Here is a 12,892-nt window from a genome sequence, read left to right as displayed (position 1 = left end):
AGCGATATCACGACTTCCCGGGGCCCAAAGAGAGGGAGGGGGAAGGGGCGGGGTGTTCGGGAATTGGTCCGAACAGTGCCAAGAAGGTGATATCCCCATGATCCAGACCGTGAAACTCGCCAGGCTGATCCTCTCCGACATCAACGTGCGCAAGGCGGGCGATGACCTGATCGAACAGTTCGCCGCCGACATTTTCGCACGCGGCGTGCTGCAGAACCTCATCGTGACGCCGGTAAAGAAGCCGCGCGGCGCGTTTGCCGTGATCGCGGGCAGCCGCCGCTACCGCGCGCTGATGCTGCTGGCCGAGCGCGGCGATATCGTGGCGGCCGACTACGACGTGCCGGTGATGACGCTCTCGGGCGACGATGCGACGCTCTCGGAAACCTCGCTGGCCGAGAACTTCCAGAGATTGGCGATGTCTCCTGCCGACGAATGCCGGGCCTTCCAGCACTTCCTGGGAGAGAACGGCGATATCGACGGGGTGGCGAAGCGCTTCGGCATCTCGCGCCGGTTCGTCGAAGGCCGCCTGCGCCTCGCCAATCTCGCCGAGCCCATCTTCGAGGCGCTGGCCCAGGGCACGATCACGCTCGACCTCGCCAAGGCCTATGCCTCGACCCAGAGCCACGAGCGCCAGATGATGGTGTGGAACAGCTACGGCAAGTCCAGCTACTACGGCCCCGACACGATCCGCCGGGTGATCGCCAACGAGAGCATGAAGTCCACCGACCCTGTCGCGTTGCTGGTCGGCGAGGACGCCTATGTGGCTGCCGGCGGCGTGGTCGATCGCGACCTGTTCAGCGATGCCGGCGACAGCTGGCTCAATCCCGAGATCGCGCAGACGCTGGCTGCGGCGAAGATGGAAGCCGAAGCCGCGCGCATCGGCGAGGAACGTGGCCTCGCCTGGATCAGGCCGATCGCCGGGGGCTCGGTCTGGGAAGCGGCACGCGGGCTTCACCGTGTCGACCTGCCGATGGCGGCGCTGACGGCCGAGCAGGCCGCCCGGATCGAGGAGATCGATACCCGTACCGGCGTCATCGAGACCGAGATGGAGAACGAGGAGATCGAGGAGGAAGCTTACGACGCCCTCAATGCCGAATACGAGGCGCTGGGCGAAGAGGTGCAGACGCTGCGCTTCCATCGTCCTGCGCTGCTGCCCCCCGAACTGACCCCGCGCGTCGGCCTGTTCCTGACGCTGGAGAACGACGGCACCATGGAACTGGACGACACCTACTACTCCGAGACCTCGCTGCGCGTCACCCTGGTCGATGATGAAGACGAGGCCGGCGATGAACCGGGCGAGGGCGGCGAAGCCGGTGACGGTGACGATGCCCCTTATATCGACGGCGACGGCGCGATCGTGGCGCGCACCCCGACCTTCCGCATCGAGGAAGGCCCCGCGCGTGGCGGTGGCATCGCCGAGGGCCGCGGCAAGGCCGAGGAGGTCGATCCGGCAGCGGCGGCGCCGGGCGGCAAGGCGATGAGCCAGGTGCTGCTCGACCAGCTCGCGGTCCAGCGCCGCGACGTGCTGGGCGCTTCGATCATCGCCAATCCGGCGCTGGCGCTCGACTACATGCTGTTCGTCATGGCCGACCAGGGCCATGCCGGGGCCTCGTACAACGGAACGACGATCCGCGCGCCGTCGCCGCAGGACCCGGTTCTGGCCAATAGCGTGCCCGGCGCCCGCGCGCGCGATTACCTCGCCGAGGTCCATGAGGGGCTCGATGCCAGCTGGACCGAATCCGGTGACATGGTGACCCGCTTCGAGGCGTTCCGCATGCTGGGCGACGAGGCCAAGGCGGCATGGCTGGCCTGGATCGTGGCGAAGTCCTTCGAGGCCAAGGAAAGCCATTCCACGCGGCAGAACGCGCTGCAGAACCGGCTCGCGACGATCCTCGATATCGATGTGGCCAGCTGGTGGCGGCCGACGTCTGAGAACTTCTTCGACCGCATTCCCAAGGGGGCGCTGCTCTCGCTGCTCGACGACGTCGGCGGTCCCGCGCTCTCGGGCCGTCATGCCAGCCAGAAGAAGGGCGAGATCTCGGCATCGTGCGAGAAGCTGTTCGCCGGCGAGGCCGTGATCGAGGCCGAGGTGAAGGAAGCGGCCCTTGCCTGGGTGCCCGCCGCGATGCGCTTCCCGGTGACGCTGCCCAAGGCCGAGGCCGAGGGCGAAACTGCCGGCGTCGAGAACGACACCGATACGGACATCGATCTCGCTGCACTGATCGGCGACGATGAGGGTGACGACGAGGAGGCCCTGGCGGTGCTTGCCACTGACGGTGCCGAAACGCAGGATCCCGACGATGGCGACACTGAAGACGGCACGATGGACGGGCATGAGGCCATCGACGACGAGGCGGATGGCCTCGATGACGAAAGCCCGCATGTCTTCGGCGACGACGACGCGGTGAGCGAATGGGCCGAGGCCGCCGAGTAAGCCTCCCGCACTGTCCTGACAGGTCTCACGCCGTCTCTCCCCCCGGCAGAGTTCCCGGGCCGGTGCCGACCGCATTGCTAACCGCAGGAGTGCGCCATGTCCATTACCGCGCCGGCACGGCTCCCGGCATCCGCCCCGCGTTCCTCTCGCGATATCGCGCGCGAGGTCACCCGCATGATCATTGCCCGCCTCGAGGCGGGAACGAAGCCCTGGACCCGGCCCTGGTCGCTGACCGGCGAGGGCGGCCGCCCGCTGCGCCATGAGGGCACGCCTACCATGGCATTAATTGCCTCTGGCTCTGGGCGATCGCCGACGCGCGCGGCTATCGTTCGCGCTACTGGATGACCGCGCGCCAGGCCGGGGAGCTGGGCGGCCATGTCCATCGCGATGCTGTTCCCGCCATGTCGATCTATGCCTCCAGCTTCCGCAAGGCCGGTGCTCCCGGCCTCATGGGCGAGAAGACTTCCGGCGCGCTGATCCGCTTCCTGCGCCATTACTGGGTCTACAATGCTGACGAAGTGGAGGGCCTGCCGCGCTACTACTATGCGCGCGACGTGCCGCCGACCCCGGCGCTGCTCTCGCACCGGCAGGCGGCGATCGATGCCTTCTTCGCGCCGATCCCTGCTGAACTGCGCTGGGGCGGGGACCGCGCCTACTACGATCCGGGTGGCGATTACATCCAGCTCCCCCATCCCGGCAGCTTCCGTTCGGCGGATCTGCTGGCCTCGACGAGAGGACACGAGACCGCGCACTGGAGCGGAAATGAAACGCGCCTCAACCGCACTTTCGGCAAGCGGTTCGGCGATGCGGCCTATTGCATGGAGGAACTCTGCGCCGAACTGACTTCAGCGTCGATCTGCGCCGAGCTTGGCTTGCCGAGCGAACTTCACGACAGCCATGCCAGTTACCTGGGCCACTGGATCGACGTGCTCCGGAGCGATCACAGCGCCATCTTCACCGCCGCTTCGAAGGCCGAGCAGGCATTCGCCTACCTCGCCGCCTTCAGCCGTGCCGATTGCGAAGACACGGCCGAGCCGATGAGGGCGGCGGCATGACCCATCACCATCACCTGAGGAGACCGCCCCATGGGCTGGCTTTACATGAACCGTCACCACATGGGCGGGCACGCTACCGCCAAATCCTGGCTCGACGCCCAGTTCACCTTCGATTGGGAAGCGGGAGAAGACGGCATCGCGCACAGCGCGCGCGTCCTCGCCTCCTCCTGCCCCGGCAACAGGGTCTACTACGCCGCCGCGGAGTACCGCGCCAACGGCGAGATAACCGAAGTGCTCGGCATCGTCTGCCTCGTGCGGTGGAACCCGGGGGACAAGGACAATCTCCACTTCGGGTACAAGGACTTGAGCGAAAAAATGGGGCCATGCGAGGATGGCTGCCCCGCCCATATCCTCGACCTGCTGACGCCGACCGACAACGAATATGCCCTCGACTGGCGGCGACGTTGCCGCGCCAACCTCCAGCGCCGTTCCCGGAAGATCGAGGACGGCATGCGCATCCGGCTCGCCGAGCCGGTGACCTTCACCGACGGCTACGAGGGCAGCGAGTTCATCGTCGTCAAGCGTGGCCGCTCGATCACCTTCCGCGTTCCGGACGGCCATGGCCGCTATCGGATCACCGGTTTTCGGGAGCGCGACTGGAGCGTGGCGGTGCAGACCCGCGTGCATCGCACCGTCTTTGCCTCCTCCACCACATCTGCAAGGGCGGTCCCATGACACAGATCCCGATCCGAACCTTCTCGCCCCTTCTGTCACCCTTGCGGGCTGTGCTGTGCAGTCGCGCGCATGCGATCCGAGTGGCGGGCCACATGGCCGACGAGGGCCTTGCCGTCTCGGTTGTCGCCACCCTCGATCCGCTTCAGCCCTGGCGCGTCATCGAGCATCGCGGCGATGTCGCGCCGCTGAGCAGCCCCACCACCAGCCCTGAAGTCGCAGGCCAGAAGCATGCCGCATGCGCCTGATCCTCGTCTCGCTGCTCGCGCTCACCGCCTGCGATGCCGCCGTCTCGCGTGAACCTGCCGATCCCCGCGCCGCCGCGATCGTCGCCCGAGGCCGCGCGATCGACGGCGACACCGTGTCGTTCGATGTGCGCCTGCACGGCGCCGATGCCTATGAGCGCAAGCAGCTGTGCGCCACCGCTTCGGGCTGCTGACCTTGCGGCAAGGCGGCGCAGGACTATGCCTCGCGGTTGCTCAAGTCCGGTAACGCGACGGTCCGCCTCACCGGCAGCGCCAGCTATGGCCGCCCGGTGGGCACCGTCGAGATCGGCGGGCGCGACCTGGGCGAGGCGATGATCGCGGCGGGGCTTGCGATCCCGGTGACCGGCTACCTCAAGGGCCGGCCCGAACAGGCGCGCCGATACATGGCCGCCTATCAGGCCGCCCGTGCTGCAAAGCGCGGCGCGCACGCGGGCAGCTTTACCGAACCGGCCAAGTGGCGTCGCCGGCGAGCGGCTTGCCTGCGAGGCGAAGCCGGGGCGGCGCTGACCCTCTCTGCGCCGGTGCCCCAGCGACCCGAGAAATCCTGGACATCCGGGGCATCGGAAGGGGAGAGGGCGAGGGAAAGGCGAACTCTCATGGAGTAAAGCTCATGCGCTACCGCCATTTTCGCGCCTTCGCCGATACCATCCGCGCCAACGGCGAAACACTCGCCTGCGAATATCGCAGCGTGCTCACCGCCACGCGCCACGAGTTCGACAGCGAGGTCTCGCGCTTCGCCTATGCCGAGTATCTGCGCGCGCTCGCCATGTTCATCGATCCCGATGGCTTCATGGCCGAGCTGGAGAGTCCGGCGCTTCCCGAATTGACGGCGCCAGCGCGCGCATGATATCATTTCGACAAGATGCCATCAAACGGATGCTTTCTCATGCCGGCCCTGACAGTTCGTAATATTCCTGACGACGTCCATCGTGCGCTCAAGGCGCAGGCCGCCTTGCATGGGCGCAGTACCGAAGCCGAGATTCGGGACATTCTATCACGTGCGGTGAAGCCTGAAGGCCGTCCCCGCTTGGGACAGGCTCTCTCCGGAATCTGGAAAGCTGCAGGAATTACCGACGAAGAAGCTGCAGTTCTTGCAAACGCTGGAGAACGCACTCCTGCCGCTCCGATGGCTCTCGACGAATGATTGTTCTGGATACGAACGTCATATCGGAGATGACAAAGGCTGCTCCATCGCGGGCGGTATCCACCTGGCTGGACGAACAGCCGATCGAGACGCTGTTCATCACGAGCGTGACCATTGCTGAGATCCGGTTTGGCATCTCCATACTGGCACAGGGCAAGCGGCGACAATCGCTGGAGGAAGCGATGTCCCGGACGATCGAGCTGTTCTTCGGTAAGATACTCCCGTTCGACGAACGGGCGGCATTCAAGTATTCCGATCTTGCTGTTGTCGCTAGGGCTGCGGGCCGTGGTTTCCCGACGCCGGACGGTTATATCGCGGCTATCGCGGCATCGCGTGGATTTGTCATTGCGACGCGAGATACAGCGCCCTTCCTGGCCGCAAAAATCAACACCATCAACCCTTGGACCGCGTCTTCAACTTAACCGCGATTTTCGCGGTGCCATACATCATGCAAATCAGGACAATCTGCCATGACCGCAATCTCGATCGATGTCGCAAGTGCGAAAGTTGCCCTTGATCGCCTTATCGATGTCGCCCGCTCGGATACTGGGCAATCGAAGCGGGTCGCGAATTTTCTGCTCGCTTGGTGGAACGGTGACGACTGGGGGCATTTTCCCATCGCCGACCTGTTCGGACTCGACCGGGAAGTCGGTCTCGATATCGCAAGGATCGTCGGTTTTCTCGCGGCTTATCCCGAGGCGATCTATGCTGATCAGTTCGGTCGGCGCGAGGAGCTCATTGCTCTCGTCCATCAGTGGCGTGAGGTTGTTAGCGAAACAACCTGATCTGAATCGAGGCACCATTTTCCCTCTGCACCCCCAAGGCACGGGAGCGGAGGGGGAAGGGGAAGGGCGGGCGTGAGGATGCGCCCGATCTTGCCCGAAAGTGCCTCGCAATGTCCTACGATGTGCCGTTCCGCCACCACCAGGCTCTCGATCCCAGCGCGCTGACCAGCCTCACCGCCGCGCTTCACGCCATCAACCGGGGCATCGAGGACTGCCGCGTCGCCGGTATCGGCCCCGACAACGACCCCGCCCTTCTCCTGCTCGCGCGTCATCTCGGCCGCCTTGCCGAGGCCGCGAGCGAGGAGGCAGCGCTGCGCAGTGCCTGCACGCGGCGCATCGCCGAGCTGGATCGCCATCCCGCACTGCTGGCCCTTGCCCTGCGCGGTGTGTCTCACGACAAGGCGGCCAAGGACCGCTTCCACCGTGACGCGCGCCAGGCCATGCGCCGCCTCGCGATCGCGCTGGATCTTTCCGAAGGCCGCTACAACGTCACCTCGCACTATGGCGACGCGGCGATTTCCGGGAGCGTCGTGCTCACCTCTCCCGAGATCGAGGCATCCATCGCCATCGGCCCACTCCACGAGGACAACGAGGTCAGCTACTTCGCGAAGCGCGGCCCCGCAGCACGCGAACGCCTGCGCTTTGCGCGTATCTCGGACTTCATCAGGGCCGAACGCTTCGCCGCGCGGCTGAAGCGCGAGTTGCGGCTTGCCGATATCGTCCCGGCACCGGCGTCATCCCCGGCGCCGGTCCTGCCGATGCCCGCGGGCATGCCGGTCCCGGCGCTGATGCCGATGGCTCCGGCGCCAGACTCCGCCCGGCCACTCGCAGCGTGAGGAGGCGGCCATGCACATCGATCAGGCCATTGCCATCGTCACGGCGGATGCCGCGCGCCTCGAGCGCTATGTCGAACGGCGCGAGGGCTTCATGGATGCGCTGGACTGGACGGCCATGACCGACCGGGACATCTTCGAGGCCACCATGCTGGACCACCTCCTCGAGACCGATATGGCCGAGGCGTTCTCCTGTGTGATGCATCTCGAAGAACTATCCGCCGCTGGTATCACTCAGGTCACCGGCGTGGTGCGCTTCGCCCCTTTCCCGAGGCCCTGGCACCCGGAATGGGGCACTCTCGAAAACTGATCCCTCGCAAAGGAGCCGATCATGAGCCGTCATGTCCTGCCCGGCAAGGACGTTGCCAGTTCCGTCGCCATCGGATGGGACCGGCCACTCGGCACATTCTTCGTCCAGGTGATGCAGCCCCATCCGCGCATCGACGGCGAGGAATGGGCCTTCATCTGGAAGGGCACCGCACCGGGCGAACTGCCCACCGCCGCCGCCGCGATCGAGATCGCTGCGCCCTTTGTGGATCTGCCGGGCGATATCGGCGCGACGCTGGAGACCGACCGCCTGCGCACGCTCGGCACGTTCGACGGGCCGGCACAGCGGGCGGCAAAGCCGTTCATCGCCCATGAGACGGCTACCGTCCGGAACGAGGCGACGGCGCGCGAGGCCGGATACACGCATGCCGTCATCGCTGACAGTTCGATGCATACGCTCGAATTGCTGGTCAGGCCCGGAACCGACCTCGACTCCACTTTCACCGCCTACGACCGCAACGCCTGCGAACTGCTCGACGTCCATGGCTGGGACTTCAGCATCGAGCCGGAGTGACGCGCAGCATCGCATGTGATAGAGTGAATACCCGTATTCAAAGGAGACCCTCGCCATGGCGACGTCCGTGCGTCTTGCCCCCGATGTCGAGCAACGGCTCGATCACCTCGCGTCCGTGACCGGGCGGACCAAGGCCTATTACCTGCGCGAGATCATCGAGCGCGGCATCGAGGACATGGAAGACATCTACCTCTCGGACAAGGTGCTCGAGGATATCCGCGCCGGTCGCGAGACCACCAGCTCGCTCGACGATGTGGAGAAGCGGCTTGGCCTGGCGGATTGAACTGTCCTCGTCCGCAGAAAAGTCCCTTTCCAAACTCGATCGCCAGACCGCCAAGCGGATCGTCACCTTCCTGCGCGAGCGCGTGGCGGCCAGCGAAGATCCGCGCGCCTCCGGCAAGGCGCTCACCGGCCCGATGGCGGGGCGCTGGCGCTACCGGGTCGGCGACTACCGGCTCGTGTGCCAGATCGAGGACGGCAGGCTGCTGGTTCTCGTGCTGACGATCGGCCATCGCAGCGACATCTACCGCTGATCCCCAAATATTTTCCCAAGGCATCCCATAGCCTTTGAGTTGAGGGGGAGAGGGCTTGTCGATCCATTTGGGATCGACGGAGAAGCCCATGCCCTATCATATCGATCTTGGCGGCGCGCGGCGAACGAGCCGTGCGCGCAGCTTGGCCAGACCCCCGACTTCGCGCGCGTGACGCCTTCGAGGTGAACGCCTACATGCTGGCGGTGATCGCGCTTCATGGCCTGCCGCCCAAAGGGTGCCGCCTCGCGTCATACCCCAACCACCACGACTTCGGCACCTATCGCACGCTGGTGCTGCACATCGACGATGAAGCCGATCCGGCGGTAGCCGCCTATGCCGAGGCCGTGGAAGAGGGCCTGTCCAGCTGGATCTCGGCCTGCTTCTCTCCTCCGGTCGAATATGACGGCTGCGTCGCCACGGTCCCGCGCCGCAAGCATAGCGAACTGGTGATCGGCGCGCTGCTGGTCTCCCGACCGAGGCCGGATGGCACATTCGCCATTCCCGATTTCGAGAGGGTTCACACCAACCTTACCGCCGCCTTCCCCGAAGCGGCCGAGGCCGCCCGCACGCGCCTCGCTGCCTGATCCTGCCTGAAGGAGCACCCCTCATGTCCAATTCCTACGTCAAAGCCGCCTTCAGCCTTTTCATGAGCGCGGAGGATGCAGCGATGCTCGCCAAGGCCGAGCGCGCAAGCGAACTGCTGACCGACAATCACAGTGACACGGACCTGAAAATCTCGTTCGATGCACTCGGACACGATTTCATCACCCTGTTCCCCGCCAAGGGGCCGAACCACTTCGGCAGTTTCCTCGAGCTGTTCGACGATCCTTCCTGGCCGATGTTCGATTGCGACATCCACGTAGGCGATGCTGACTCCTGCGGCGTTTGCGAGGTCACCTTCAGCGGCGAACAGTTCGGCATCGAGGCCGTGGCAAATCTGATCCATGCCGCCTGCAAATCCGCGCTGCCTTGCGGCTTCGAATGGTCCTGCACCTCGGACAAGCTGCGCTGTGACGAGTTCGGCGGCGGCTACGTGGTCATCACCGGGGATGGCCCTGCTTTCCACACGACGTCCACTCTGCTGCGCGAGGCGCTGGCTGCGATTCCGGTACCTGTCGATCAGGCCATATCGCCTTTCGATCCCGCGCTGGTGACCATCGAGCCCAAACGCTTCAGCGTCACGCAGGGCGAAGTGCTGGTGTCCTATGGCGGCCAACGCATCGAGCAGTATGGCGACAGCATCCGCCTGGTCGGCCGTGACTATCAGGGGCACCCCGACGAATTCTGGATCGCCGTCGCCTATCGCGAGGCGATCGGGCGCGGCCTTGCGACCCGGCTCCCGGTCACCGAGGAGGCGGCCTTCATGTCGCCGCTGGCACGGTCATGACTACTGCCGCCGCCCCCGCCGTTACCTTCAACCCCGCCGATCCGCAATGCTGGATCGCGCGGGGGCGTCCGATCGAGCAGGCCGAGACCCTCGCTGCGATCTGGCAGGCATGGCCCGATCTTCCCCCCGGCGCATCGCTTGAAGCGCGCATGGCGCGCCTGAAGGTCCGGGTCACGGCGATGAAACCCTTCAACGACGCCATCGCCGCCGCGAGTGAGCGCGAGCGGCGCGCACGCAACTTCGCCTTCATGGACGGCAAGGCCGCACGCGGCGAGATCGCCGATCACGATCTTGCGATCCTCAGGGGCCGCGACCTGCACGGCTATGACTGGAACGAGGCCGTGACTTATGCTTGGGGCTGGTATGGAGCGCATAGCGGCTCGCCTTATGGCCCTTCGCTCGATGCGCGCCGAACGCCCGAGCAGCTGGCCGCCTACGATCGCGGCTTCGCCGATGGCGGCGGCAACCGCGATGACCTGTTTGATGCCGCACGCCGCAGCAACCTTGCCGCGCTGCGCGCCGACAACCGGCGCACCCCCGATGTCGTGAACATCCCGGGGCGGCCGCTGCCGAGCAGCTGGCCGCAACCCGGGGACCATGCCCGTCCGACCCGGTGGTCACGCCGCCTCATCATCCTCGCCGACAGCGATGCCGGCACCGCGGGCGATGTGCTGGCGCAGATCCGCGCGCTTCCCGGAGCGGCCGAGGCCGCGATCGTCGTCCTCGACCCCGAGGCCGGGTTCGTCAGCGGCGACGATTATGCGTGGACGTTGCCCGATGCGGCCCCGAGACCGCTCACGCGCGAACGCGCCGAGGCGCTGATCGGCGATCCCGCGCAGGATGGATCGACACCAGCTGGCATAACGACACCGCGCCCAGCTTCCAGGTGGCGATCGGGCCGATGGGCGAGCCGGTGCAGATCTGGATCGACCATCCCGATTCCGCGCAGCGCGAGGTTCCGGGCATCGCCCGGTTCCTACTGACTCGGCGCAGTCCTGACGACGACATGGCGGAGATTCACGCAGGCGAAGACTGGAACGCCGCACTCGAGCACGCCTCGCGCGAGCGGCTCGCCTGCGCCTTCGCGCGCGGCCTCATGATCGAGCTGACCCCGGCGCAGTGGCGCGCCATGCGGCTCGCCAACCGTCGCAATGCCGATTTCGTCTGCGCCTCGCACGATCACTGCGACGCCAACATGGTGATGCTGGCGGCGTGGGAAACCGAGCGCGCACCGATGCTGAGCCCGGCGCAGCGTGCTGCCGGGATCGGCGAGGACATTGCGCACGCCGATGCCGCATGGACGATCGCCAAGGCCCATTACCTCACCGCAAGCGAGGAGGGCGCACGTTTCGATATCTGGCGCATGAGCGGCGTCCATGTCGCGAGCCTGATCCGCGCCGGATGCGAGTTGGGTTCTGAACCGGGCACCGAAGCCGCGCACGACAGTCCAGGGCGCATCTATAGCTGCGGTTTCATCGAAGCCCATGGCGAGCGCTGGAGCGTCACGATCGGTAACGAGACCCGTACCTTCGACCACCTGATCGATGCCGAGGCGCACTTGTGGCGCGGCTTTGCTGCACTGGAAAGCGCCCGACAGCGGCCACCTATCCCGATTGTTCCTGAGGCCGTGAGAGCGGAGGAGGAGGGTAAAGGGCGGGGCGCATGATGATGCGCGCCCGTTCACCGGGAGATCCGCCATGAACACCGTCACCCCGTTTGCGCCCACCGGCGCTCCGCCGGATGCGGCCGCCCCGGCGGCGAACGCCGTGCCGATCGGCCGACACTCCCGAGGGCCGCTGCATCTCGACCTCGACCGCCTCCTGGCGGGCCGCATGCTGGTCCAGGGCGGCTCGGGCGCGGGTAAGAGCCGGACCTTGCGCCGTATCGTCGAGGAGGCCTTCGACTATGTGCAGACGATCATCGTCGATCCCGAAGGCGAGTTCGGCAACCTCGCCGCGCACATCGGCGCGACCACCCTCAAGGCCGCCGAGATCGCCGCCGACGGATTGACGGCCGCCGCCCTGCGCGCGCGGCGCCACCGCATCGCGCTCCACCTTGGCCTCACCGACCTCGATCCCGAGGCGCGCATCGTCAAGGCATCGGCCTTCTTCGCGGGGCTCGTCGGCGCGCCCAGCGAGGACTGGAAGCACACCGTGCTCGTCGTGATCGACGAGGGCCATCTGCTCGCGCCCCACCAGGCGGGCACCGCGCGCGACGCCGATATCCGCCGCCTCGGCGTCGCGACGCTGACCGACCTGTGCGCCAGGGGGCGCAAGCGCGGTATCGCCCCGGTCATCGCCACCCAGCGCCTCGCCAAGCTCTCGGCCTCGGTGATCAGCGAGCTGCACAACTTCCTCATCGGCATCAACGTCTTCGACCGCGATGTCGCCCGCGCTGCCGATATCCTCGGCTTCTCGCGTGCGGAATCGGAGAAGCTGCGCACGCTTGCCGCAGGCGAGTTCCATGCCTTCGGTCCCGCGCTTGCGCCCGAGCCGGTGCTGGCGCGCATCGATCCCACCATCACCGAGCATCTGGGCGCGACGCCCCTGCTGCACGGCGCGGCCGATATCGACGGCGCCGAGGCCGCGCGGCTGCTCGACCTCGACGGCTTGCGCGAGACCACCCCGGTACGCGGCGATGCACTGAAACTGCGCGGCACCCGCGCGCTCGATGCCTTTCTCCTCGACGAGGCCGCGCGGTCGCGGCCGCGATCTGCCTTGCCCTGCGCCGGATCGCCCCCAACGCGACCACCGCCGCCGAACTCGCGCGCCACCTCGATACCCCGGCCGAAGCCGTCGACCGCGCGCTCGACCTGCTCGCCGCCATCGCCGCCGTCGACACCATGCCGCGCGGCGATGACCGCATGGCGCGGCTTCATGCTCGCCTGCGCGCCCGCATCGCCGACGTACCCGTCGTCGCGCTGCCCTGACCCCCCGCCTGAA

General features: G+C 66.6%; 19 protein-coding genes and 2 pseudogenes. All 21 read left to right on the top strand.

Annotated features, from left to right (window positions below):
* Positions 1-97: 97 nt before the first annotated feature.
* The gene (locus ADT71_RS13280; protein WP_082370337.1) at positions 98-2,434 is read left to right on the top strand and encodes a ParB/RepB/Spo0J family partition protein; all 2,337 of its coding nucleotides are present in this window, start codon (positions 98-100) and stop codon (positions 2,432-2,434) included.
* 96 nt (positions 2,435-2,530) lie between these two features.
* A pseudogene (locus ADT71_RS35720) lies at positions 2,531-2,880 on the top strand (ArdC-like ssDNA-binding domain-containing protein); the annotation flags it as partial.
* Positions 2,881-2,883: 3 nt separating this feature from the next.
* Positions 2,884-3,489, top strand: coding sequence for an ArdC family protein (locus ADT71_RS35715; RefSeq protein WP_369818251.1), 606 nt, complete (start codon positions 2,884-2,886; stop codon positions 3,487-3,489).
* A gap of 30 nt (positions 3,490-3,519) precedes the next feature.
* Entirely contained in the window at positions 3,520-4,164 is a 645-nt protein-coding gene (locus tag ADT71_RS13270; RefSeq protein ID WP_054437514.1) for a hypothetical protein, read from the top strand.
* A 92-nt stretch (positions 4,165-4,256) separates the two neighbouring features.
* Positions 4,257-4,409 carry a hypothetical protein gene (locus ADT71_RS32150; RefSeq protein WP_197283019.1) on the top strand — a complete coding sequence of 51 codons (153 nt, stop codon included), beginning with the start codon at positions 4,257-4,259 and terminating at the stop codon, positions 4,407-4,409.
* Positions 4,400-4,600, top strand: a complete 201-nt coding sequence (locus tag ADT71_RS33635) for a hypothetical protein (RefSeq protein WP_231635863.1) — start codon at positions 4,400-4,402, stop codon at positions 4,598-4,600. Before ADT71_RS32150 ends, ADT71_RS33635 begins: the two co-directional genes overlap by 10 nt.
* A gap of 36 nt (positions 4,601-4,636) precedes the next feature.
* On the top strand, positions 4,637-5,032 hold the full coding sequence (locus ADT71_RS33630; RefSeq protein ID WP_231635862.1) for a thermonuclease family protein: 396 nt from the start codon (positions 4,637-4,639) through the stop codon (positions 5,030-5,032).
* A gap of 5 nt (positions 5,033-5,037) precedes the next feature.
* Entirely contained in the window at positions 5,038-5,274 is a 237-nt protein-coding gene (locus tag ADT71_RS13260) for a hypothetical protein (protein ID WP_054437512.1), read from the top strand.
* Between the two features lie 39 nt (positions 5,275-5,313).
* Positions 5,314-5,571 (top strand): hypothetical protein, encoded by a 258-nt coding sequence (locus ADT71_RS30345; RefSeq protein ID WP_082370336.1) that lies wholly within the window; start codon positions 5,314-5,316, stop codon positions 5,569-5,571.
* A complete protein-coding gene (locus ADT71_RS13255) occupies positions 5,568-5,993 on the top strand; it encodes a type II toxin-antitoxin system VapC family toxin (protein WP_054437511.1) in 426 nt (141 codons plus the stop codon). The genes ADT71_RS30345 and ADT71_RS13255 overlap by 4 nt, the downstream gene beginning before the upstream one ends.
* Before the next feature lie 48 nt (positions 5,994-6,041).
* Entirely contained in the window at positions 6,042-6,356 is a 315-nt protein-coding gene (locus ADT71_RS13250) for a hypothetical protein (RefSeq protein ID WP_054437509.1), read from the top strand.
* Positions 6,357-6,466: 110 nt separating this feature from the next.
* Positions 6,467-7,192, top strand: coding sequence for a hypothetical protein (locus ADT71_RS13245; protein WP_197283018.1), 726 nt, complete (start codon positions 6,467-6,469; stop codon positions 7,190-7,192).
* A 10-nt stretch (positions 7,193-7,202) separates the two neighbouring features.
* Positions 7,203-7,499: a hypothetical protein gene (locus ADT71_RS13240; RefSeq protein WP_054437508.1), complete on the top strand. Its 297-nt coding sequence runs from the start codon at positions 7,203-7,205 to the stop codon at positions 7,497-7,499.
* Between the two features lie 21 nt (positions 7,500-7,520).
* The gene (locus ADT71_RS32145; RefSeq protein WP_197283017.1) at positions 7,521-8,030 is read left to right on the top strand and encodes a hypothetical protein; all 510 of its coding nucleotides are present in this window, start codon (positions 7,521-7,523) and stop codon (positions 8,028-8,030) included.
* A 55-nt stretch (positions 8,031-8,085) separates the two neighbouring features.
* The gene (locus tag ADT71_RS13230) at positions 8,086-8,313 is read left to right on the top strand and encodes a DUF6290 family protein (RefSeq protein WP_054437507.1); all 228 of its coding nucleotides are present in this window, start codon (positions 8,086-8,088) and stop codon (positions 8,311-8,313) included.
* Positions 8,297-8,563: a type II toxin-antitoxin system RelE/ParE family toxin gene (locus ADT71_RS13225; RefSeq protein WP_054437506.1), complete on the top strand. Its 267-nt coding sequence runs from the start codon at positions 8,297-8,299 to the stop codon at positions 8,561-8,563. Before ADT71_RS13230 ends, ADT71_RS13225 begins: the two co-directional genes overlap by 17 nt.
* A gap of 131 nt (positions 8,564-8,694) precedes the next feature.
* Positions 8,695-9,147, top strand: a complete 453-nt coding sequence (locus tag ADT71_RS13220; RefSeq protein ID WP_369818247.1) for a hypothetical protein — start codon at positions 8,695-8,697, stop codon at positions 9,145-9,147.
* Positions 9,148-9,170: 23 nt separating this feature from the next.
* The gene (locus ADT71_RS13215) at positions 9,171-9,950 is read left to right on the top strand and encodes a hypothetical protein (protein ID WP_054437505.1); all 780 of its coding nucleotides are present in this window, start codon (positions 9,171-9,173) and stop codon (positions 9,948-9,950) included.
* Complete coding sequence (locus tag ADT71_RS13210) at positions 9,947-10,933, top strand: hypothetical protein (protein ID WP_054437504.1); 987 nt, start codon at positions 9,947-9,949, stop codon at positions 10,931-10,933. Before ADT71_RS13215 ends, ADT71_RS13210 begins: the two co-directional genes overlap by 4 nt.
* Entirely contained in the window at positions 10,852-11,616 is a 765-nt protein-coding gene (locus ADT71_RS13205; RefSeq protein ID WP_054437503.1) for a hypothetical protein, read from the top strand. Before ADT71_RS13210 ends, ADT71_RS13205 begins: the two co-directional genes overlap by 82 nt.
* 31 nt (positions 11,617-11,647) lie before the next feature.
* Positions 11,648-12,879: pseudogene (locus ADT71_RS13200) on the top strand (helicase HerA domain-containing protein).
* The last annotated feature ends 13 nt before the right edge of the window (positions 12,880-12,892 follow it).

It is taken from the genome of Novosphingobium sp. ST904, from assembly GCF_001298105.1.
Taxonomy (GTDB): domain Bacteria; phylum Pseudomonadota; class Alphaproteobacteria; order Sphingomonadales; family Sphingomonadaceae; genus Novosphingobium.
This window is presented reverse-complemented; position numbering and strand designations above follow the sequence as displayed.